Here is a 25,277-nt window from a genome sequence, read left to right on the forward strand (position 1 = left end):
TCGATTGCTGCTTTTTCTGTCGCTGCTGCTTCGTCTAAGGCTGCTTTTGCTTTCGCTTTCGCTGTATCTAAGTTTCCTGGTGTATGAACTTCTGCGATTGCAGTTTTACCTGTTTCCTTAGCAACTTCAACAACTTCGATAGTTTTCGCTGCGTCTACTTTAGCTTGTTCGGCTGCTTTAACTTTATCTACTTCTGCTGCTTTAGTTTGTTTTTCAGTTTCTGTCAAACTATTGTCTGCTTTGATTGCTTCTTTTTCTGCTGTTGCTGCATCTTCTAATGCTGCTTTCGCTGCTGTCTTAGCTGCTTCTAAGTTTCCAGGTTGATGTACTCCTTTAACAGCTGCATCAGCTGCTTCTTTCGTAGTAGCTAATGTTTCTGCTGTGTTTGCTGCATCAATCAGACCTTTTTGTTTCGTTACTTCATCTTTTAATTTTTGAAGTTGTGTTTCTCTTTCTGCTGAAGTTAGAGTTCCGTCATTTTCAATCTTAGATTTTTCTACAGCTGCGATTGCTTCTAATTGAGATTTCGCTTTTTCTTTCGCTGCTTCTAAGTTACCTGGTGTGTGAACTTCTGCGATTGCAGTTTCACCAGTTCTCTTAACGACATCTACTACTTCGATCGTTTTCGCTGCGTCAACTTTTGCTTGTTCAGCTTCTTTAACTCGATCTACTTCTTCTTTCTTAGCTTGTTTTTCAGTAGCTGTCAAGCTTGAATCATCTGTAATTGCTTGTTTTTCATTTTCTGCCGCTACATCTAAGGATGCTTTTGCAACTCTCTTAGCTTCATCTAATGTTCCCGGTGTATGGATTTTCTCTACTTCGAAGACTCCATTATCTTGAGCAGTTTTCACTCCATCTGCATCTGTTGCTGCATCAACCTTCACTTTTTCAGCTTCTTTAACAGTATCAACTCTTGAAACTTTTTCAGCTTTTTGTTCTTTCGTTAAGCTTCCATCTGCTTCAATCTCTGCTTTTTCATTTTTCGCTGCTTCTTCAATAGCATCTTTAGCTTGTGCTTTGAGAACTTCTAGGCTTCCTGCTACACCTACATCACTTTTACTTGTTAGACCAGTTGTTCCACTAGTTGTTTGAACTGTAACTACTGAACGGTCTTTTACTTGGGCTGCTTTTAATGTTACTTTTCCTGTCGTAGCATCTACTGGTACTTCTGGATCTGAACTTGACCAAGTTCCGTCTTCTGCTCTTGTTAATGTTACTGTTTTAGCAGTTTCATCTTCGGCAGTATAAGTAATTGTAGCTGTTCCTTTAGCCGTTAAGTTCGGTGTGATATCAACTGTTGCATCTTCTTTTGGTGAAACTTCTGGTGTTGCTGGTCTTACTTTTACAACAACTTCAGCATTTTCTGTCGTTCCATCTGCATAAGAAATGACAACTGGAATTGTGTATTGGTGATCGTTTTCGATATCTGGTAATGGTGCTGTTTCCCTTACTTCTAAAATCTTAGCACGTCTGAATTCTTTTGTTTCATCGCCATCAGTAACAGCTGTTACACCTGCATTCCATGATAAATCATCTGTTTTCAATACTGAGTCAGCTTTCTTAACAACATCTGTAAGTTTTACAGTATGTGCTAACAGTGTGTAACTTGCTTGATCAGAATCTGTGGCAACTTTATCCTCACCCTTAGTTGCAATTGCTGTTGCTGTATCACTTACAAGGTTACGAGGGATTTCAAGACTATTATCACGAAGTGTTACACCTTCTGGAGCAGTTCCTTCAATTTGCCATCCTGTTTCATAGTTTCGTAAAACTACTTCACTACCATTCACAGGTACAGTAATTTTATCTCCACTATTCGTTTCAGCAGGCGTTACTTTTACATTACCATTTTGCCATTGAGAAATTTCTGGTGCTGTTGGTTTAGCTTCTTTAACTACAACCGAAACTGTTATTTCTTCTTCAGTCGTATCAGGGTAATGAACTACTACTGTTCCTTGTTTCACACCAGAAGTTCTAGTATCTGGTTTATCACTTTGTTTCCATGTGAAAGTAGTATTCGTTGGTAATGCAGTTACATTTTCAATACCATTTGACGCTTGTGGTTCATCTCCGATATTTACAACTTGTTCTTTAGCAATAGGCTCGTAAGTTTCAGCATTATTTTTCTCACGAACAGTTTCTGAAAGTGTAATTGGTTGTACTTGAGTAGCATCATTCACTCCAGCTCCTGCATGACGATATGTAACATCTCCATTTGGAGCAACTACAAGTTCGGCGATATTTACTGAAGGGTTAGCTTTCTTAACTGCTTCTTTTACTGCTGTTTTTTCTTTATCATTAAGAGCAGCTGGATTCGATGTTGGAACTTTCTCTACTGGTAACAATCCTGCAAATGCCTCATTTTCATATGAGTCCACTTTACCATTCTTATTACTTTCGTGACGTGTTACTACGCGATCTCCTGCTTGGAATTTCTCCTCACCTGTTAACGTTAGAGTAATACTTCCATCTTGAGCAACTGTGAATGTACGATCCGTTCTATCACTTTCATATCCGTGTTCTGTTTTAGTAAGTTGCATACCTACTCCACGAACTGCGACATGTATGATATCTCCATTTTCCACAGCAGTATTCGGTTTAATCGTTACTGTATTATCTTTTTCTTTAAATACTGACGTAATCTCTACTGGTTTTACTTCTAAAACAGGTACTTCAATATCTTTACGAGTATTATCAGCATAAGTTAACTCTACCGTAACTTTACCATTTGTAATAGCTCCATTGTTTTTAACAGCTTTTGAAGTTGGTTTTGGTTGATTTTCTGGTACTGAAATCTTACTTAATACACGTTCATATTGAGAAGCGTCCACACGTCCTTGTGCTGTTGTATCTTTTTCAGCTCGAACAGATGCTTCTGTGGCTGTTGGTTTAGATTTATTTGCATCAGTAGTATCTAACGGTACTTCAATTATTTCTGTAGATTTATCTGGATATGTTACTGTTGCATTGATATATAGCGAACCATCAGCTTTTGTATTCACACGTCCATTATCTTTCATTTCAAACGCCAAATCATTTGTCGTTCTTGTTACATTTACAGAACCTCTATCAGTTGTAAATCCTAATGTTGCTTTAACTCTATTAAACTCCTCAGTACTTAAATTCGTATTTGGCGCAGTAATATCACGTTCAATCTTAACTTTAGATACTGTTGGAGTATATTTCGCAGCTTGTGTTAATACTTTGAACAATACTCGAGCTTCACTAGATGAATTATCTACAGCTACACCTTGTTTTTCAAGCAGTTTATTTTCTGCTGGGTCAGTTGCAGAAGCATAACGCGCTTCTCCTCCAATGATATCTCCATTAACCCAAGGCGTTGTTCCTTCTTTGAATTTATTCAATGTACCTGAAACTCTTAATGTTTGCTCGCCTGAAGTTTCTGTTTCCCCATTTCTAGCAAGTTTAGTATTCGTTAATCCATTTCCTAAATCTACGCTATTTCCTTCACGGTTATAGAATCCAGCTTCTAATAATTTTCCAGAATTATCACGTAATGTTGCTACATTCACATTTGTAGTTTCAGTTGGTGTAATGTAAACTACACGGTTTCCTTGTCCATCTGTTTCAGTATTTTGGAAGTCAACTGTTGGATATTCATGATCTCCTTGTCCAGCTACTCCTGTCGGTACATTACTTTCGATACCGTCACTTGTTAATACTTTTACAGTTACATCAGAACCATCTTTTACAAAACGGTCTTTAATCGTAATTGTTGCATTTTTCTTATCGATTTTCAACGGTGAGTCTGCTGGGAAACTCCAATTATCAACTCCCCATTCTTTCGTAGCTCTAACCGTTACTGGTTGAGGATTTTCTCCTGTTTGTGGAGTATATGTTACGTCAATGAATTTTACATATGGCTCATTTCCACTCGTAATCACAACATCCCCATTATCCTTTGAAGTAATAACTGGTGTTGATGGTTGTACTTGGAATTCAATTTCTTTTTCCTTATAACGTAGTCCATTATATTCTGCGCTACTTCCCGACAAATCGTTTCTTGTACTTCCAAAGTCAGTTATTCCTGCATAATCTCTTGGGAAGTACGCTCTTACTTTTCGAGTAAATTTCCCTGGAGTAGTAAATCTCAACGTTTCAGAGAAGTTAGGAGGATTATTTCCGTCCACAAAAGCAAACTTCGTTCCTTCTGGGAATGCCGGTTCACCTTGGCTCGTTCCATCATTCACTCTTAAATATTCTCTTGCCGTTTGAGTAGATGTTCCAACAGGTACTGGAGAGATAATCTTATTAGCCGTTTCATCTGTTGTTTTGTCTTTCTTGAAGGCTACATCCACTACATTCACACGGAATTTAACATCAGTTTGGTTTCCTGATTCTACACCATTAACCCCATCTGATGCTTTCAATGTTACTGTTCTTAATCCTAATGGTGCATTTGCAGCAACTACTCCTGAAATAGTGTGGTCAACTCGGTTTTCTGAGTTTTGAACAGTTTTTCCTGTCAGGTTAACATCATTATTGTTTGTTCCATTAAATGATACGCCGTCAGGTAATCCAGAAACATATCGCAAGTTAACTCGTCCTGCTGCATCATTATCATAAACCGTTAATGGAACATTTAATTTTGCTCCGCGGAATACTGTTATAATTGGTGAAGAGTTTTCACTATCATCTAATGCAGTTACAGTATTATTGTCTGTTAAATTCTTCAATTTAACTGTTGGCGGGGTTTCCTCTGTTGCAATAATTGTCGGTGTTTTTTCCACATAAGCTGGCGTATAAATTATTACGTCCTCACCATTAATTGTACGGCTATGTTTTCCACCATTTCCTCCTGGGAACGTTGTTCTAACTTTATACTCTGTATGTGTTCCGCTAGTTAGCGTTGTATTATCATTAACACTAGCATTACCTTTATACCATTCAAATCTCATATCTGGTGATGGTAAATAAGTATCGTCAATCGTTCCACCATTAGAAGTAATTCCACCTACAAAATTATGCGGATCACCTAATGCAGTCCCAGCTTGAACCCTTTTTGTTGTAGTTTTTAATTCAACATCTGCAATTGTATACTTAAACTTATATGTTTTTTCATTATTTAAGGCATCTTTTACTGTTACATTAGCAGTATAATCTCCTAATCTGTTTATATTTTCTACTACATTATTTGTAGTAATTTGATATTGCGGATTAGTACTATTTTGAAGATTTGTTTTTTCTACATCACGACCGTTTTGTTTATTGAACCAAACACCTTCAGGAATACCAGAAGCTTTTAAGTAAGCAGTAGTTCCCGAGTTATCATTTACTCTAAATGTAGGATTAAATGCAGCTCCGCGATAAATAATAAAGTGAGTATCATTCGCATTTTCTGTTAATTTTCTACCCTCAACCCAAACTTCTGGAGGTTGTGTATCCGATTTAGCTACCGGAATTTCAACAGTATCTGTAGAACGGTCAGGATAAGTCACTGTTGCTCCTACAAAATAAGTTCCATCTGATTTACGTTGGATTCTTCCGCTATCTTTCATAGAAATCGTCAGATTATCAGTATCTCTATTAACTTTTAACTCTGTTTGATCTTTACCTTTTGCTTTCGCAGTTTCTGATAGAGCAAAAGTAATTCCTTGTTTAAGTGTGTTAAATTCAGTTTCTGTTACCGTTGCACCATTTGCTGTAATATCTTTAGCAATAGTTTGTGCTGTTGCTGTCGGAGTATATTTAGTTGCTTGTGTCAACACTTTAAATTTAACACGAGTTGAGTTTGAAATAGATGAGTTCAAATCTCTCATCTCGTTACCCGCAGCGTCAGTCGCCACAACATAACGTGTTACTAAATCTCCATCTGTCCATGGATTATTATGATTTGATTTGTTTGTTGGATCAAGTTTACCAGAAACTGTAATGTCTCTTGGTGCTACAACTTCATTATTATTTTGTTTTGTCAATTCATTATAGTTCAAACCATAATCTAAATTAAATTGTCTATTATCTTGTGTTGATAATCTAGTTTCTATTAATTTATTAGAATTATCGCTTACTGTTCCTAATGTAAATGACGTTGTTTCTGTAGGTGTTACATAAACTACACGCTCTCCATTTTCAACTCTAGTTGTATTTGAATTGAATGTAAATGTCGGAGCTACACGTTCCCCCGCAGTTGCATTTGCTGTCGTTTCATTACTGTTCACACCCGAAGCAGCTACCTTAGCTGTTACTGCTTGACCATCTTTCACTTCACGGTCTTTAATCGTAACCGCTCCACTTTGAGGATTAATCGCTACTCCATCTGCAGGAGCATCGCTTGCTAACGCCCAAGTTCCATTTGTTTTCGTAGCTGTTACTGTTTTTTGTCTGTTGTCTTTATCCGTATAAGTAAAGCTTAATGTATTTACATTCGTTTGGTTTGTATGCGCAACTACAACATCTCCATTTGTAACTGTTACTGTTGGTGCTGTAGGTTTAACACGGAATTCAACCTCACGAGTTAGATAAGCGCGACCTCTAATTTCAGTTACGTCATCACCCGTTGCATCTGTTGGAGGAGTTGGTTCTCCGTTTGTTGATGCATTATTTGTTGGATAGAATGCCCCAGCTTTTACAACATGCACCCCTGGAGTATTAAAACTTAGTTTTCTTCTAAATTCTTTATTATTTGCCCCAGTAATGAATCGGAATGCCATTCCTTGTGGGAACATATTATCATTTCTGTCTGCACCATTATTTACAGTTAAGTAATCATTTGGATCTGGAGATAGTTGATTTAACTCTAATTCATCCGAAACCTTAGATACTCCAGCAGTTTCTGAGCGACCTCTTTCAAAGTCAATATCTAATACACGAACACGGAATTTAACTTCTTTTTTATTTCCTTTATCAACACTTCCTGTAGCATCATCAGACACTTTCAGTGTAACTTCACTAATTCCAAGTGTTGCGTTCGGCGCTACTTTCCCTCTTACTGTGTATGAACCAGGTGCATTTTCAGTTCTACCATTTTGGTTAATAATAACATTACTATTAGCTGTTGCACTTTCATTGAACCACACTCCCCTAGGAAGACCAGCATTATTCACATAGCTAATATTAACATTACCTGTTTTTGCATTATCAAAGAATGTAAGAGGTAATTCAAGGTTTGCACCACGATAAATATCAATTGTTGGTGAATTTGATACATTATTTGTTAATTCAGTTCCATTTAATTTAACAGTTGGAGCTACTGTATCTCGTACATCAAATCTAACATCTCTTTCAATTGATGCTGGACGATAAATTGTATAATCGTGACCATCAATTCTCTTCACAACTGACGCTGTATTGTTAGGGAATGTAACAGTCGCTTTATACTTCGTAACACTTCCTACAGTATCTAATTTCGTATCATTTCCTCTAGTTGTTTGACCCTCCTTCCAAGAATAAGTAGCATTATCTGGAAGATATTTAGATACATCTGTACCTGAATTACTATCAACTGCTTTTAGATAATCTCTTGCGTCTCCTAATTGTGAATTGATTTCTACAGTTTTTGGTGTGTTTTTAGGTTGTACATCGACTACTGTATATTGGAATTTATAAGTTTTCTCATTTCCTTGCGCATCTCTTACTACAACATTGGCATCATGCGTTCCTAGATTTGCTGTATTTGAAACTGTATTGTTTATTGCTAATTGGTAAGACGTTCCACTTTGAAGATTTTCTTTAGGACTATCAGAACCACCATTTTTATTAAACCATACTCCTTCTGGAACATTGTTTATTTTAAAGCTTGAAACTGTTCCAGAGTTATCATTCACAACAAATGTTGGGTTGAATGTTGCTCCACGGTAGATAACAAAACGGTTAGCAGAAGCATTTTCAGTCAATGTTTTACCATTCATCGATACCGTAGGAGCTTCTGTATCTCGTTGAATAATTCTATATTTATAGAAATAATCTTTTTCTTCACCTGATTCATCAGCTACTGTAATTTTAGATGTATATTCACCCGGTGTTTCTGTTAGAGAAACATTACCTGCAAATCGAGCTTCAGAAGTATTTTTGATTGTTGCACTATTTATCGTTCTAAAGTTAGATCCTGTATTCGGAGATGTAATACCTGGACGCAAGTTATCGATATTAAATTTTGTTAAATTTCCTTTATCATCCCATGCCTCCACCCTTGGTTGGAAGCGTTCTCCTTGAATCACTTCGTAAAGGACACTTGCTCCTTCGCGTGTTTCTGAAACTTCTTGACCTTGAACACGTACCTTCGGCGGAACAATCGCTTGAATTTTTTGATTATCTGAAGTTACTAAATCTGATTCAACAGTACGTTTTTCACTTCCTGCGTAATCAAGATAAGTATCAGTTTTAATAATAGAACGTGCATAATATTTCCCTTCTTTTACAGATGGAAGATTAAATGTTGCTACACCACTTGAGTTAGCATTAGTCACCCCTATTTCTTCTGTTTTTGCAACACCATTTTCTACATACTCACGGAATAATGTGATTGATTTTCCATTATTTCCATCTTTTACTGTCACTGTTGCAGCTGAACCTACGAAGAATTTCTGTGGTTTTACTATTGTAGGATTCTTAGGTCTTGTAGCAATGTTGAAGTATCCATCATCAGCACTTCCATCACGGAATGTACGTTTATACTTATATTTATGAAGGCCTGGAGTCTCACCAGCGTCTCTACCTAACGCTTCTTTTGATAACTCGTTTCCTTCTTCATTGAAGAAATAGAAATTTTGTCCATATTCGTTATTAGCTTTTTGTTTACCTGCTTCGAAGTTATTTTCATACCCCTCATACATTACATATGAAGTGAAGTCAATTGCATGCAAACTTCCTGCTCCTCCATAAGTAACAAGTCCTCTATGCGACTCAATATTATCAATATTAACGCCACCTGTTCCTGATACATTTCCTAGTACAGTACCTTGTGGATTTCCATTAGCATCTCTTTTCAAAGTAGCAGCATTTGATGGCCACCCCTTATTGTAAAAGTGATCTTGATCAATTAGGAATGTCCCATTCCCTTTCAATTTCATAACGAAACGGTCTGTTGCATCTCTTTCCGAATTTGTTTGCGCATAGAATTGGTCAACCTGAGTACGGACTTTAACTCCTTCATTTTGAACGGCTTTAAGCCCCGCTGCATAAGCTAATTTTTTCGGATTATTAGTTCCATTTGTTTGGAAAGAAATACGATAAGAATCTCCTGTACGTTCAGGAATTTCAAAGTAATAAACACTTCCTCCAGAATTTTTGATAATATCAAATTTTTCATTAGCTTTTTTCCTTGATTCTGCTGATTCAAGAACCGCCTTATAAAATCCTCTATTAATACTTCCTACCCCGGTTTCTTCTCTAGCTAAATCATTCAAGCTACCTGTTGCATAAGCTTCAGCACCAGCTCCCATACCTTGACGGAAAATTACATTATCCATTGTTCCTCTTGTTACACGTTTTAATCCTGCTGCTTGCAGTGCAAGTTCAATAGACGGAGCTGTGAACACTTCTCCAGTAGAAAGTTTCGTTACTCTTGCAGTATTCGCTTTGACCGCTTGTCCATTTGGAACTGTAAAGAAGAAACTATTTGAATAATAATTATTATATCCGCCTTTATTCGCTACGAATTCCCACGTAAATCCATCAGCAGTAGGTACTGTTCTCATATATGCAAATTTTTGTGCATTCTCTACTTTTTCATTACGTCCATCAATAGCACCATCTTGTCTGATACTATGGAAAATATACGTATATTTTTTATAAGGTGTAGGTTCTGTACCATTGTCATAGTAGTACTCTAAGGAGTTATAAAAATTCTTCCCTGCTTCACGTGCTTGACGGTTTAAACGATTGCCCGGCAGTACTGCTTCAGGTTGAGCACTAGGTTGGTTGTTAAGGAATCCTTCAGTATAGTCACGAGCTTGTTTTAAGTCCGCTAATGCTTTTTTAAAGTCTTCTTCAGACAATACTGCGTTTTCATCAGCAAGTCCAAGTTTTTCGTTTAACTTGTCGTAGTTAGCTTTGAACGCAGCTACTTTAGCAGCGTCTGCTCCATTATCTTTTAAGTACTTAACGATATTACGCATTTCATCTGCTAATGCATAATTGTCCGTACCGTTTGTGTACGTTGGTAATGCTTTTGGTGCAACTTCTGCTTCTGGATTTGAACCACCAGCAGATTCTGGTTGAACAACTCTACCTCTTCTTCTCTTTCCACCAGATTCTCCAGCTAGAGTTACTGGTTCTAGAGTTGCTGGCGCTGGATTGGCAACTTCCAATGTCGCTGTTTCTTCTTTTCCATCAGCGATAGGATTTGCTACTGGCAATGATTTTTTGCCACGTTTTTTAGGAAGAGAAGCTTCCTCTCCGCTATTGCCTTCAGCCGGTTGTTCAGGCTGTGCTGGTTTCGGTGCTACTTCTGGTCGTTTAGCAGCTTCAAGGCTAGACACTGCTTGTTGAAGAGAGCTAAGCGCTTGTTCTACATCTGCCTTGCTGGCATCAGGATTAGCCAAAACTTGCTTAGCATTTGCTACAGCGCTCTCTACTTGCGCGAGAGCTGTTTTGACATTTTCTGCAAGACTAGATGACTGAAGTGAGCTGATAGTAGCTGAAACTTGATTCACCACTGATGACAGTTCAGATTTGTCAACTTGAGACTTGGCAATTTCTGTTGGCAATGATTTTTTATCAAGTTGAGGTTTCGACGTCCCCTCATCATTGATTTTTGTCGCCCCACCTACAGGTGTAGTAGTTGAGCCAATTGTGGCGTTAGTCCCTGCTTCTGGTGCTTGATATACAGAGCCCTCTGGCTTTGCAAGAGTGGCTTGGTCAGGGTCACCTTCCCCTGAATTAGGGTTGCTTGAAGATGCTACTCCATCTTGGCGTGCAACTAAAGCTTCCTCTGCTTTAACGCTATTAGCACCAAAAAACAGCAAGGATGCTACCGCAACACTAGCTGCGCCAAAATGGTACTTTCTAATAGAAAAGCGTGTTAATTTCTCTCCGGGATGTTTTCCGAATTTCATGAAATGTTCTCCTTTTTTATTATGATGATGGATCCTAAAAACATCAAATTCTTAAGAATCCATCTCGATGTCTTTACAGATACATTTTTTCACATTTAGATAAAGGACTATATACCTCATCTAAACGACTACACACTTTATGCAGTCTACTATAATTATACCATACCCCCCCCCCGATTTTGCCATAAAATCATAAAAAAAGATTGATATATACCACATTTTTTGACTAAACAATTAACATATTGTAAATATTAATGGTTATTTTAAGCTATACTTGTTTTATGTTTTATTTATAAATAGTGCTTTACATTGATATTTTCTTATGTAAATATGTGTTTTATATATTTAGAAATATTATTAATCTATGCTAATTTTTTTATTTTTTATAAAACATAAAGAAAGAGACATGGATTGAAAGCTAGCTTGATTTGTAGAGTTCAAAGGAAGAATCAGCATGCAAACCTGACTTACCTGATAAATGTAAAAATCCACCTCCTTGCACTAAGTAGCCTATTTCACTAAAGTATATTATATTGAACCTAGAGTAGTACACTATACTTCCTGAACTACCTTTAGAAATTGTTTTGAATCCCTTAATCAATTTGTTGGGTTTTAATTCATCCTGATATATATTTTGTCGTATTTTTACAAGCTAATACTCTTCGAAAATCTCTTCAAACTACGTCAGCGTCGCCTTGCCGTATATATGTGACTGACTTCGTCAGTTCTATCTGCAACCTCAAAACAGTGTTTTGAGCTGACTTCGTCAGTTCTATCTGCAACCTCAAAACAGTGTTTTGAGCTGACTTCGTCAGTCCTATTTACAACCTCAAAACAGTGTTTTGAGCAGCCTGCGGCTAGTTTCCTAGTTTGCTCTTTGATTTTCATTGAGTATAACAATGACATATATGCTTGTGTTCTATTTGCAATCTGCAAAAATCCCTTTAAGCTGATTTGTAGCTCACTAGGGAATACCTGTAGCTAGCCCCTAGTTTTCTATCTGATTCTCATCTACTAAAAACACATCACTGTCTCAAGATTCATTTAAAGAGGAGATGGATTTCTAAACCCTTGACATATATATTAAAGGTTCTTATCCCAACAAATACCTGAACTACAATATCTCTTGAGTAATCTATTAAGTCAGACATGCATATTTGTTATCTTCCAGAACATATATAATAAACTGAAATAAGATATGAACAAATCGATTAAAAAAGCCAAATTAATTTATAGAAATGTTTTAGCAGTTATTGTGTACTATTATAGATTCATAATATATAGTTTCTAGGTAGGTATTTTTCATTCGCTACAGTTAAAAATAAGTAAAAAAGGACGGCTAATCCCTTTCACTTCAAGAGATTTTCCTATCCTTTATTTTTTATTTCTCTGTTACATACAGAATGTTTATATGACAAACTGAACCTGGAATAGTACAATATTTATTCTAGAACATTGTTATAAATTGATTTGAATTCCAAAACAGATTCGTCCAGTTCTTATTTCATATTACTACAACTCTCTAGCATCTATCCTTTACAACAGCGCCTCAAACTAAGCGACGGTCATTCCCAATTGTTCACTCGCAAATTCAGAAGTTAGAACATGTTGGCGTACTAAATCTAGAAAGGTAAAAATTTTCCCACGCTCTAAACCACGCTCCAGCCCCTGTTCAATACCTTCTGCACGACCACGTTCAAGACCACGCTCTAATCCTTTTTCTTCAGCTTGTTCCAAGGCATAATCATGAGCCAATAATGCTTGTTCTTCACGCATACGTAGTTGACTAAACATTTTCCTGTCCTCCTCAGACCAGCTCTTGTAGTCCAGCAGTTGGTCTGCCTGGCTAATAGCTCGCTCGGGTTCTTGAGTAAAGGGCTTATTCCCGAAAAACTCCAACCATGGCTTACGAACCTTGTCTTTGCTGGTTTCTCTGTATTTTTTTAATTCCAAGAATGCCATCTTGACTAGTATTGGTAATGGTCTTACAACAAGGCCTCAAACTCAGCGACGGTCATTCCCAATTGTTCACTCGCAAATTCAGAAGTTAGAACATGTTGGCGTACTAAATCTAGAAAGGTAAAAATTTTCCCACGCTCTAAACCACACTCCAGCCCCTGTTCAATACCTTCTGCTCGACCACGTTCTAAGCCTTTTTCTTCAGCTTGCTCCAAGGCATAGTCATGAGCCAATAAGGCTTGCTCTTCTCGCATACGTAGTTGACTAAACATTTTCCTGTCCTCCTCGGACCAGCTCTTGTAATCTAGCAGTTGGTCTGCTTGGCTGATGGCTCGCTCGGGTTCTTGGGTAAAGGGCTTATTCCCGAAAAACTCCAACCACGGTTTGCGAACGCTATCTTTGCTGGTTTCTCTATATTTTTTTAGTTCTAAGAACGCCATCTTGACTAGTATTGGTAATGGTCTTACAACAACGCCTCAAACTCAGCGACTGACATACCTAATTGCTGACTTGCTATCTCGGCAGTCAGAAGACCTTGATGGACTAGATTTAGTAGCATAGACAAACTTCCTTCAACTTTCCCACGCTCTAGTCCCTGTTCAATGCCCTCTGCAAGGCCACGTTCTAACCCTTGTTCAATACCTTCTGCTCGACCACGCTCTAAACCTTGTTCAATACCCTCTGCACGACCACGTTCTAAGCCTTTTTCTTCAGCTTGTTCCAAGGCATAGTCCTGTGCTAACAAGGCTTGTTCTTCACGCATACGTAGTTGACTAAACATTTTCCTGTCCTCCTCGGACCAGCTCTTATAGTCTAGCAGTTGATCTGCTTGGATGATGGCTCGCTCGGGTTGCTGGGTAAAGGGCTTATTCCCGAAAAACTCCAACCATGGCTTGCGAACCTTGTCTTTGCTGGTTTCTCTATATTTTTTTAATTCTTATTTGCGATGCTCTTTCAATAGTTCTTCAAACTCAGAGACAGTCATACCTAACTGCTGGCTGGCAACCTCAGAAGTCAGAAGACCTTGGTGGACCATATCTAGGAAGGCAAAAAATTTCCCTTCCTCCCTAGCAGTTTCCAAGGCATAGTCGTGTGCTAACAAGGCTTGTTCTTCGCGTCTGCGCTGTTCACTAAACATTTTCCTGTCCTCCTCGGACCAGCTTTTATAGTCCAGCAGTTGGTCTGCCTGGCTGATAGCTCGCTCGGGTTGCTGGGTAAAGGGTTTATTCCCAAAAAACTCTAACCACGGCTTACGAACCTCGTCTTTGCTGGTTTCTCTGTATTTTTTTAGTTCCAAGAATGCCATCTTGACCAGATGGTGTTCTTGACCATTATTTGTGATAGTTAAGACCTCACCTGTCGTGTCCTCGCGCATACTAAAGCTGTGAAAAGCCAAGTCATCTTGAAAGTAGTTGCTATCTACAATTGCGATAGCATAAACGGGTGAGATATATTTGTAACTCTGATGAGTATCACCTTCTCGCTGACGAATTTTTTCTAGGTTTTGATTGACCTGACTACATAGATAAGCCCACAAACGATTAATAAAAAAATTCTGATGATGAACTTGGATTTCAATAATTACTTGCGTTCCATTGTCCAACTCCGCCAAAACATCTATACTGGTATAGAAATCTTGTGCTGAATAAGGCAGGGAAGGCAAGACGTGAATGTTACTTCCCTCCAAAATAGTTACATTTTTTGCAGGTAAATCCAACATATCGCGAATAAATTGACAAGTGATTTCCGGATTGCTAAAAATCTTCTTAGCAACCAAATCGTTAGTTGGGCTGATGCCCGGATGACGTACAGTCATATTTCTTCTCCTTTCATTATAGCACATTTTTTAATCTAGGTTTACTAGATTCACTGCTACTATCTATTTATTCGGAAAAGAAAGGATAAATGAAAAAAATAAGAACAGCGGATAAGCAATAAAGGTTAAGCTTATCTATCCTTCTTACTTATCTGATAATAAATAAGGTCCGCAAGGTAGCCTTTTCTCTCTACAGCATTGGTAATAGTCTTTAGATAGGTCATTCCAGCCTTCTCCATAACACGACCTGAAGCTGGATTAAGATTGGCGTAACGAGCTCTGACCTTTTGAAAACCTGCTTGAATAAAACAGAAGTCCAAGACAGCTTTCACGGCCTCCGTCATTATACCATTTCCCCAGTAAACCTTTCCTAGCACATAGCCAATTTCACAAGAAGAATCGTTCTCATCTATTGTAACGATGCTGATATCTCCTATAACTTTCTCCGGATTTTCTTTGAGACAAATGGCCCATTTGTAATAGTTGAGATTAGTATAGGAAGCAACCCAATTGCGAATCGAGTTTCGAGTGATTTCGACATCAGGATGGGGATCCCAAGTGACGTAGGTTAGATTCTCAGTAGACGAAGCCCAATTTTGAAACATGGCTTCCGCATCACTCTCCACAAATCTTCGCAAGATCAAACGTTCTGTCTGTAACATTTGCGTACCAATAGATTTCATGACGCTACCTCGCTTTCTGATAGATGATTCTCTGCCTAATCTCTATTTATATTTGTTTTGCTTTTGAATTTCAAGGCTCAAGCTAAAAAGGTCCCCTGCACCTCCTCGCTTATTTATTTCCGTGCTCGGGCTGAAAACCTCCACTGGAGGTTATTCTTGCTTCCCAGTTTCAAGGCAAGAAGCTAAAAAGGTCCACCGGACCTTCCTCGCTTTCTTATTTATAGGCTCAAGGTAAAAAGACTAAACTCAGTAACAACTAAAAAACAAGTTTTTCATCTAGTTCCTTGACGCAGTCGCTGTCTGGTTTGAAATGTACTTTACCAAGCTTTTTCAAACCTAGTCATCGTTGCGGGAGTGAGACGACGAAATCGAACTCTGTGAGTTACCAGACCTACTCTCACTTTCTTATTTCAAGGTGAGAGGCTGAAAACCTCCACTGGAGGTTATTCTTGCTCTCGAGTTTCAAGGCAAGAAGCTAAAAAGGTCCCCCGGACCTTTTTACTCCCAAAAGTCATCAAATACGGTGATTGGTAGGTGGCGTTTGTGTTGGCCTTTATGCCACCAGTTTTCAATAGTCGCTTGAGCTTCTGGACTAACTTGTTTGCCTTCTAGGTAGTCGTCAATCTCTTCATAAGTAACCCCGAGGGCTACTTCATCAGCTAGGCCTGGTTTGTCTTCTTCTAGGTCTGCTGTTGGGATCTTTTCATAAAGGGCCGGGTCTGCACCTAGTTCCTTCAATAGTTGTTTTCCTTGGCGTTTATTGAGACGGAACAGTGGTAAAATATCTGCACCACCATCACCAAACTTGGTAAAGAAACCTGTGATATTTTCCGCAGCATGGTCTGTTCCAATGACCGCTCCGCTATGGGCACCTGCCAGGGCATACTGAGCAATCATACGGCAACGAGCCTTGATATTTCCCTTGTTGAAATCTGAAACAGGGCTTCCTGTCGCTTCAACTGCTGCTGTCATGGCGTCAGCTGATTCCTTGATATTAACTACCAAGCTGACATCTGGTTGGATAAAGGCTAGGGCTTTTTGAGCATCTGCTTCATCAGCTTGTACTCCGTATGGCAGGCGGACAGCGATAAATTTGTAGCTGTCATCTCCTGTCTCTGCGCGCAGTTCTTCCATAGCTAATTGGGCCAAGCGACCTGCCAAGGTTGAGTCCTGACCTCCAGAAATCCCTAATACAAAGGTTTTTAGGAAGGGATGTTTTTTCAGGTATCTCTTTAAGAAATCAATCGAACGACGGATTTCTTCCTGAGCATCAATCACTGGTTTCACGCCCAGTTCTTGGATAATCGTTTCTTGCAAACTCATTCTTCTTCTCCTTCACCAAGGGCTTCCTTGCGCATCTTATCAATCAAGTCCATCTTATCTTGCCATACATCACGCGCCAAATCGACTGGATAGTGCTGCGGATTGAGCACGCGCTTGTACTCATCCCAAAGCTTGTCAAATTCCTTACGGGCATAAGCCTGAATCTCAGTCAAGCTAGGCAGGTTGTAAATCAATTTTCCGTCTTTGAAGATATCCACCAAGAGAGGGACAGCGTCAAAATTACGAACGGTCTTCTTGATGTAAGTATAAGTCGGATGGAACATCTTGATTTCAGTCATGTCGCTCACATCCACACCGTCATAAGTGATGTAGTCGCCCTCTGACTTACCTTTTTCACGACTGGTAATGCGCCACACCTGCTTCTTACCTGGCGTAGACACCTTTTCCGCATTATTAGACAACTTGATGGTGTTGCGCATCTGGCCATTTTCATCTTCGATGGCAACAATCTTGTAAACTGCTCCAAGAGCTGGCTGATCATAGGCTGTAATCAGCTTGGTTCCCACGCCCCAGACATCAATCTTGGCCTTTTGCATCTTAAGGTTGAGGATGGTATTTTCATCCAAATCATTAGAAGCATAAATCTTAGCCTCTGTAAATCCAGCCTCGTCCAGTTGCTGACGAACTTTCTTGGAAATGTAGGCAATATCCCCAGAGTCAATCCGCACACCCATAAAGTTAATCTGGTCCCCCAGCTCACGCGCTACCTGAATGGCAGCGGGTACCCCAATGCGAAGGGTGTCATAGGTGTCCACAAGAAAGACACAGTTTTTGTGGGTCGCAGCGTAAGCCTTAAAGGCCTCATAGTCGTTACCATAAACCTGTACCAAGGCATGGGCGTGAGTCCCCAAGACAGGAATGTCAAAGAGCTTACCCGCACGCACATTGCTAGTTCCATTAGCGCCACCAATCACCGCTGCGCGTGTCCCCCAGATAGCCGCATCCATTTCTTGCGCCCGACGTGTTCCAAACTCCATCAAAGGTTCATCTTCGATGACCGAACGAATACGAGCTGCCTTAGTAGCCACCAAGGTCTGGTAGTTAACGATGTTCAAAAGGGCTGTTTCGACCAACTGACATTGGGCTAGAGGGCCTTCCACCTGCACAATCGGTTCATTAGCAAAAACCAAATCCCCTTCTTGGGCAGAACGAACGGTCAACTCCAACTTGAAATTGCGGAGATAGTCCAAGAATGCCCCATGATAGCCTAGCGACTCCAAATAGGCAATATCACTATCTGAAAAACGCAGGTCTTCAAGATAACTCACAATTCTTTCCAAACCTGCAAAAACTGCATAGCCATTCTTAAAAGGCTGTTGGCGGAAATACACCTCAAAAACCGCTTTCTTATTGTGAATCCCTTGGTCAAAGTAAACCTGCATCATGTTGATCTGGTACAAGTCTGTGTGCAATGTCAAACTATCATCTGGATACATACTTTTCCTACTTCCTTAGCTAGAAATACATGAAAATTTTCAAAAACTTTCATGTATTCCAATAAATTAGTACTATTATATCACATTTTAGCTGGATTGAGAAAAGAGTAACAAGCTATTCTCCACTCTCCAGTTCATCCATGTCTTGCTCAAATTTTTTCTGGACCCATTCTCCATAACCCAATGCAATATATAAATGTCATTTTGTAAAATTTTATTAACAAAAAACTCTCTACCATAAAAAATAGAGAGTGTTAAGTTTAAATATAAGATTTCAAAATATCGACGACATCACTTCTTTTCTTAACCTTATAGACCTTGATTCCCAATTTCTCAGCTGCGATTGGATTGTCCTCAATATCGTCTAGAAAGACACAATTTGTAGGATTTAACTGGTATTTATCAAGAATCTACTTAAACGTTACCCATAGCCACTATCATACCTCCATACTTTTATAAAGCCCCTCTTTGCTTTATTCTCCTTACAAATCCTTTTGGTAATAATGTCTTTGCCCAATGTAGGGATAGTCTTGTAAGGTAAAGACTTTCTTGTAGCCATGCCTTTTATAAAAATCTGGCGCCTGAAACTGGTAAGTATTGACAAAAGCAAAACGACAGTTTCGATTCTTAGCTTCAGTTTCTGCTTGCTGCAATAGTTTTGAACCGATTCCTTGCCCTCGCAGTTCCTCTTTTACAAATAAATACTCGATTTCTAGCCAATTTCCAAAAGTCTCTGCTATCAAACCTGCCAGGAGATTGCCCTTTTCATCTTCTACATAAAAATTAAGTGGCTCACTTTCAGCTTTTTCTCTTTTTGAACGATTATAAGCACGAATCAGATTCCCTATTTCTTGTGATTTATGGGATTCCTTATTTTCCAATCTAAAGTACATCCAAACCTCCTTGAAAACTGATACAGCTTGATTATAGTCTTATTTCAATGGACTGTCAAACTAGCAAAAACCCACCAACCTAAGTTGATGAGTTTCAAATCTATTTTCTAAATTTCCACTGGCTGTAAATCCCGAAACCGATAATCCAGATAGCTGAGCCGATTGCTCCTACAAATGTAGACTCTTGTAAAAAGAGGGTTACAAAGACAAAGGCAAAGAAGAGCATGGTTAAAGGATTTAGGAAACGATAATGGGGCATGAGATAGCCATCCGCCATAAAGTCTGGTGACTTGCGGTATTTAAGGTGAGCCACCATAATCAAGATATAAATGGCGATATAGACACCTGATGATGATGCTGTAATCAAGGCAAAGGCATCGGAAACACCTGGCAAGACGTTGATAAAGGCTGCTAGGGCAATCAAAACCGCTGAAGCAATGATCGCATTTTGTGGCACGTTATGACGAGAAAGGGTATCTGCCTTAATAGCCTTTAAGAATGGATTTGGCGAATCATGGGCAATCTGGTACAAATGACGACCTGTTGAATAAAGGGTTGAGTTAAGAGCAGATGCTGCTGACGTCAAGACGACAAAGTTAATCAAGGCCGCTGCCCACTTGATACCTGCCAATTCAAATACCGTAACAAAGGGAGAATCAGCCGAAGCAAGTTCACGCCACGGAATGATAGCCATGATGGCTAAGAGGGCACCACCGTAGAAAAAGGCGATACGCAAAGGAATTTCCTTAACGGCTTTTGGCAAGACCTGACGTGGATTTTTGGTTTCAGAAGTTGTTACCCCGATAAATTCAATCATGAGGTAAGCAAAGAAAACCATCTGAAAGGCCATGACAAAGTTCACTCCACCATTAGGGAAGAGGGAGAAATTGTCGGTGATATTGGCCAAACTTGCTACTCCATGAGGTGTCTTAAAGCCTGTCAAGACCATAAAGACCCCTGTGGCAATCATAGCTAAAATAGCCACAATCTTGACCATAGCAAACCAAAACTCAACTTCCCCAAAGAGCTTAACCGCGATCAGATTGACCAAGGCTAGAATGGTCAAAAATCCAATCTCAATCATCCAACTTGGCCAGCTAGGGAACCAAAACTGAACATAATGAGAGATGGCTGTGATTTCTGCCATACCGATAAAGACAACAGATAGCCAGTAAGACCAAACTGAGAAATAACCCCAGCCCTTACCCAAATGACGCGTGATAAAGTTGATAAAGGTATGTTGCTCAGGATCTTGATAAAGCATTTCCCCAACCGCACGCATCATGAGGAACATAAAGGCCCCTGTAATCATATAAATCAGCACAATGGAAGGACCTGTTAAGCTGATAGAGCGACCTGCTCCCAAAAAGAGTCCTGTTCCAATTGTTCCCGCAATGGCCATAACCTGCACGTGACGATTGGTCAGACCACGCTCCATCTTATTTTTTTTCTTCTTTGAACTCATATCGTCTCCAATTCAATTTAAAATGGAAAAAGGAGTGAGTGAAGCGCACAGCCTCCCCACTCCTTTTTTTTGTTTTTAGGCTGTTTTTTCAACCTTCAAGATTTTTACATCATAGCTACCAACAGGTGTTTCAATGGTTGCTGTGTCACCTGTTTTCTTACCAATCAAGGCTTGTCCAATTGGGCTTTCATTTGAAACTTTACCTGCAAAGGCATCCGCACCGGCTGAACCTACGATAATATAAACTTCTTCCTCGTCCTCACCAATTTCTTGGATAGTGACTGTTTTCCCAATCGCTACTTCGTCTTGGGCAACTGAGTCGCTATTGACGATTTCAGCATAGCGAATTTTTGTTTCCAAGCTAGAGATTTGTCCTTCGACAAAGGCTTGTTCATCCTTAGCTGCTTCGTATTCACTGTTTTCTGAAAGGTCACCGTATGAACGAGCAATCTTAATGCGCTCTACCACTTCTGGTCGGCGGACCAATTTCAATTCTTCTAATTCTTTTTCAAGTTTTTCCTTTTCCGCAAGGGTCATAGGATATGTTTTTTCTGCCATTTTTCTCAACTTTCTTCTGATGATATTTTCTAAAGAAAATTATGTGAAGCATCACATAATTTTAGTTTGTTTGGTTTAATTTGCTGTTGACATGGTCGGCAACATTCCGATCATGTTCTTCTTTATTGCTAGCATAGTAGACCTTACCATCTGTCACATCTGCAACAAAGTAAAGGTTTTCACTCTTAGTCTGATTGATACTTGACTCGATAGCATCCAAGCTTGGACTATCTACCGGACCAGGCATGAGGCCTAGATTTGTATAAACATTGTATGGTGAATTAATCGATGTATCAATTCCAGCATCGTCGGCAAGACTAATCTTCTGACCAAGTTTTCCTTGGGCATACAAGATGGCAATATTGCTTTGAAGTGGCATACCAAGATTCAAGCGATTGTAGAATACACCTGCAATCAACTTACGGTCTTCCGTCTTAGCTCCTTCTTTTTCGACAAGAGAAGCAATGGTCAGCAATTCATTGACCGTCAAATTCTTAGACTTAATCGTACTGTAATGAGGTGCCAAAGTCTTGTCCATAGCTGCCAACATCTCATCAATCAAGCTTTCAACAGTTGTGCTTTCCTTGATAGAATATGTAGCTGGGAAGAGGAATCCTTCCAAACGGTAACGAACGCCACTTTCCTTTGTAGGCAAGCTTTCAAGTAGACTCGGATATTTGGCAACTTCTTGACTGATAAAGCTCTCATCTTGAACTTTTGCTAGGAAAGCATCCGCTGTCAATGGCTCTTTGAAGTCACCTTGCAATTGACCTACAGCTTGTGCCATTTGATCAATCGTATAACCTTCTGGAATTGTCAAAGTCGCAAGGACAGGTTCTTGAGCTTCAGCTGTTCCACCTTTTTGTAGTTCGTGGATGATATCTTCTGTACTCATGCTCTTTTGCAAATTATAGTAACCTGATTTCAAATCAGCATAATTTTTGTACTTAGCATACAAGCTAAAAACTAGACCGTGTTTAATCAAGCCGGCATCTTCAAGTGTCTTACCGATTTCTTGAACATTAGAGCCTTCTGGGATTTGAACCGTTACATATTGCTTAGAATCAGCGTCAACAGGCTGTAAAGATGACTGAACATACTGATAACCGAAGTAAGCACCTGCTGAAATCAAGGCAAGGAAAATCAGTAGAGAAATGAAGAAGGCCTTGAAGCCAGATTTTTTCTCTTTCTGCGGCTTAACGGGTTTTGCTCCTTCTCTACGGCTACGACGTGGTGTATCGCTAATGATATCCACTGTTTCTTTAGCAGGCGTCGGTGTTTCTGGACGTGCTTGTTCTTCTTTTTTCTCTGCTGTCTTATAGGAAACAGCTACCCTTGTTGGGGTTTCATTGTATTCTCTTTCAACTTTGCTAGGTCTAACAGGTCCTGGTCCTGGTCTTGAGCCACTTTCTTCTGCTGGAGAAGAAGGCACATCTTGACTTGGATGGGTTGGGACGGCAGGAGTTTCTCTTTGAAGGTCATCTGCTGGAGAAGCTAGTACATCTTGACTTGGGTGAGTAGGCGCAGCAGGAGCTTTTCTCATAATCTCCTCTACCGTTGACAAGGAATCAGCCATGAGTTCTTCAGCTGAAGGTTCATTTGCAGGAGTGGGAACTACTGCCTCATCTTCTTTCAGAACTTCATCATAGCCTTTTACTTTTTCTAAATCTCTCAGAATCTGCTCTTTAAAGCTTAATTTCTCTTCTTCTCTTGACTTTTCACTCAAAAGTTTTTCCTCCTTGTTGACAATCCATAATATTATATCTTAAAAGTCCAAGAAAAGCAACCTATGATACTTTTCCTAGCTTATTTTTTCGTTTCCCAGACCATATCATACCAGGTTTCCCCTGCAAAGGTTGACTGGGACAGGCCTTCATTGGTAAATCCATGTTTTTCGTAGTAAGTAATGAGATAGTCATGACAGGTTAGGTTAATGCCTTCTCTTTCGTGTTCAAGAGCCAGTTCTTTCAAAGCTGCTAGCAATTTCTGACCTAGTCCGAGGCCCTGTGCCTCCTTGGCAATAGACAGACAGGTCACAGAGATATAGCCACCAGGCTCATGACTATAGTCTTCTATCTCCTCTGTAAAAGACTGGTCTTGCAGATGGCGTTGTGGGCCAACTGGCCCTTCTATATACCCCATGATTCTGCCTTCTTTTTCTGCAACCAGAAACGAGGTCTGAATTTCTCGCAAATGCGCCTCAAAAACAGAGCGAGGAATGGCTTCTTCAATCGAGAAATTTTCTAGTTCAATCTCAACGATACGATCCAAATCTTCTAATCTTACTTGTCTGATTTTCATTGTGCCTCCAGATAAAAGGGATTAAACCAAATCATACTAAAACCCTGGCTAGTTGTATAAAGCGAAGTTTCTTCATCAATAAAACCGTTCATTTCAAAATAGGATAGCAACTCATCAGGACTCTTCAAACGAATAGCCTTGTAATCCAGCTCTACCGCCACCTCTTTCAAAGCCGCAAGAAGAAGCATGCCCAATCCCTGTCTCTGATGGTCAGTATCAATGACTAAAGAATGTATTTCTAGACATTGCGGATTGTGGGGCTGAGGACCACCTAGAACATAGCCCAAAAGCTGATTTTCATCCCTAGCTAGAAGAAAGGTATCCGCAGACTTACGGATACTTTCTTCTAAAATATGGGAAGGTTGCTGCTTTTCAGCTGAAAACACTGAGGCCTGAAGTTCCTCTATATCAGCCAAATCAGACTTACTTGCCTGAATGATTTTAATTGGAATTTCCATGGGAAAATCCTACTGAACATTGCTTGTCAAGTTAGACAAGAGACGCTCAAATGAGTATTCATAGGTTTGGATGTCTCCTGCTCCCATAAAGACATAGACAGCATTGTCATGGTCAAGGAGTGGTGAAACATTTTCAACAGTAATGACTTGGTGTTTTTTGTTGATTTTTTGGGCTAGGTCTTCTACCTTAACGTCACCATGGTCCACCTCACGAGCAGAACCATAGATTTGTGCTAGGTAAACAGCATCTGCTTGGTTCAAAGCGTGAGCAAATTCGTCCAACAAGGCAATGGTTCTTGTAAAGGTATGCGGTTGGAAGACTGCTACAATTTCCTTGCTTGGGTATTTCTGACGAGCCGCATCCAAGGTCGCAATAATTTCTGTTGGATGGTGGGCAAAGTCATCGATAATCACTGTGTCATTGACAATTTTCTCAGTGAAACGACGCTTAACACCAGCAAATGTTTTCAAGTGCTCACGCACCAAGTTCAAATCAAATCCTGCTGTGTAAAGAAGACCAATAACGGCCGTTGCATTCATGATATTGTGACGACCAAAGGTTGGGATGTGGAATTGCCCCAAGTCTTGTCCACGGAAGTGAACTGTGAAGGTTGAACCAGTTGTTGAACGAAGAAGCTCACTAGCTACAAAGTCATTACCTTCTGCTTCAAAACCATAATAATAAATTGGTGCATCAGACGTAATCTTACGCAATTCTGCATCTTCACCATAGACAAAAAGACCCTTGGTAATTTGTTTAGCATAGTCGTTAAAAGCATTGAAAACATCCTCTAGACTTGTGAAATAGTCTGGATGGTCAAAGTCAATGTTGGTGATAATAGAGTATTCTGGGTGATAAGGCATAAAGTGGCGTTCATATTCGTCAGATTCAAAGACAAAATATTTGGCATTGGCCGAACCACGACCTGTCCCATCCCCAATCAAGAAGCTAGTGTCTGTGATGTGAGACAAGACATGAGACAACATACCCGTCGTTGAAGTTTTTCCATGCGCTCCTGCTACTCCCATGCTAACAAAGTCACGCATAAAGCTACCTAGGAACTCATGGTAACGTTTGTAGCTGATACCATTTTGGTCTGCATAGGCAATTTCGACGTTGTTATCTGGACGAAAGGCATTTCCAGCGATAATTTCCATATCACCGTCTAGATTCTTTTCATCAAAAGGAAGAATAGTAATTCCTGCCTGCTCAAGACCACGTTGAGTAAAGTAGTATTTTTCAACATCTGATCCTTGAACCTTGTGCCCCATTTGGTGCAACATCAAGGCCAAGGCACTCATCCCTGATCCCTTAATTCCGATAAAATGATATGTCTTTGGCATGTTTT

General features: G+C 39.6%; 12 protein-coding genes and 3 pseudogenes. All 15 read right to left on the reverse strand.

The annotated features are described in order from the left end of the window. The coding region (locus N8M20_RS07660) for a Rib/alpha-like domain-containing protein (protein ID WP_261079646.1) at positions 1-11,015 on the reverse strand (11,015 nt) is incomplete at its 3' end. 1,554 nt (positions 11,016-12,569) lie between these two features. Further along, positions 12,570-12,986, reverse strand: a pseudogene (locus N8M20_RS07665) (Rpn family recombination-promoting nuclease/putative transposase); the annotation flags it as partial. 14 nt (positions 12,987-13,000) lie between these two features. Beyond that, positions 13,001-13,423, reverse strand: a pseudogene (locus N8M20_RS07670) (Rpn family recombination-promoting nuclease/putative transposase); the annotation flags it as partial. A 14-nt stretch (positions 13,424-13,437) separates the two neighbouring features. Beyond that, positions 13,438-13,911 (reverse strand): annotated as a pseudogene (locus N8M20_RS07675) (FliH/SctL family protein); the annotation flags it as partial. After that, positions 13,912-14,790, reverse strand: a complete 879-nt coding sequence (locus tag N8M20_RS07680) for an Rpn family recombination-promoting nuclease/putative transposase (RefSeq protein WP_261079647.1) — start codon at positions 14,788-14,790, stop codon at positions 13,912-13,914. A gap of 131 nt (positions 14,791-14,921) precedes the next feature. Beyond that, positions 14,922-15,473, reverse strand: coding sequence for a GNAT family N-acetyltransferase (locus tag N8M20_RS07685; protein ID WP_261079648.1), 552 nt, complete (start codon positions 15,471-15,473; stop codon positions 14,922-14,924). A 498-nt stretch (positions 15,474-15,971) separates the two neighbouring features. After that, positions 15,972-16,796, reverse strand: a complete 825-nt coding sequence (gene nadE, locus N8M20_RS07690) for an ammonia-dependent NAD(+) synthetase (protein WP_261079652.1) — start codon at positions 16,794-16,796, stop codon at positions 15,972-15,974. Further along, complete coding sequence (locus N8M20_RS07695) at positions 16,793-18,253, reverse strand: nicotinate phosphoribosyltransferase (RefSeq protein WP_061654019.1); 1,461 nt, start codon at positions 18,251-18,253, stop codon at positions 16,793-16,795. Before N8M20_RS07695 ends, nadE begins: the two co-directional genes overlap by 4 nt. 482 nt (positions 18,254-18,735) lie before the next feature. After that, on the reverse strand, positions 18,736-19,146 hold the full coding sequence (locus N8M20_RS07700) for a GNAT family N-acetyltransferase (protein WP_261079655.1): 411 nt from the start codon (positions 19,144-19,146) through the stop codon (positions 18,736-18,738). A gap of 100 nt (positions 19,147-19,246) precedes the next feature. Continuing rightward, positions 19,247-20,611 (reverse strand): amino acid permease, encoded by a 1,365-nt coding sequence (locus tag N8M20_RS07705; protein ID WP_180947989.1) that lies wholly within the window; start codon positions 20,609-20,611, stop codon positions 19,247-19,249. A 75-nt stretch (positions 20,612-20,686) separates the two neighbouring features. Next, complete coding sequence (gene greA, locus N8M20_RS07710) at positions 20,687-21,169, reverse strand: transcription elongation factor GreA (RefSeq protein ID WP_000818750.1); 483 nt, start codon at positions 21,167-21,169, stop codon at positions 20,687-20,689. A 61-nt stretch (positions 21,170-21,230) separates the two neighbouring features. Further along, the gene (gene mltG, locus N8M20_RS07715) at positions 21,231-22,895 is read right to left on the reverse strand and encodes an endolytic transglycosylase MltG (protein WP_261079657.1); all 1,665 of its coding nucleotides are present in this window, start codon (positions 22,893-22,895) and stop codon (positions 21,231-21,233) included. An 80-nt stretch (positions 22,896-22,975) separates the two neighbouring features. Next, complete coding sequence (locus N8M20_RS07720; protein ID WP_261079659.1) at positions 22,976-23,470, reverse strand: GNAT family N-acetyltransferase; 495 nt, start codon at positions 23,468-23,470, stop codon at positions 22,976-22,978. Further along, a complete protein-coding gene (locus tag N8M20_RS07725) occupies positions 23,467-23,928 on the reverse strand; it encodes a GNAT family N-acetyltransferase (protein ID WP_261079660.1) in 462 nt (153 codons plus the stop codon). Before N8M20_RS07725 ends, N8M20_RS07720 begins: the two co-directional genes overlap by 4 nt. Before the next feature lie 9 nt (positions 23,929-23,937). After that, positions 23,938-25,272 carry a UDP-N-acetylmuramate--L-alanine ligase gene (gene murC / locus N8M20_RS07730; protein ID WP_261079663.1) on the reverse strand — a complete coding sequence of 445 codons (1,335 nt, stop codon included), beginning with the start codon at positions 25,270-25,272 and terminating at the stop codon, positions 23,938-23,940. Positions 25,273-25,277 lie beyond the last annotated feature (5 nt).

It is taken from the genome of Streptococcus mitis, from assembly GCF_946190275.1.
Lineage (GTDB): Bacteria > Bacillota > Bacilli > Lactobacillales > Streptococcaceae > Streptococcus > Streptococcus mitis_DC.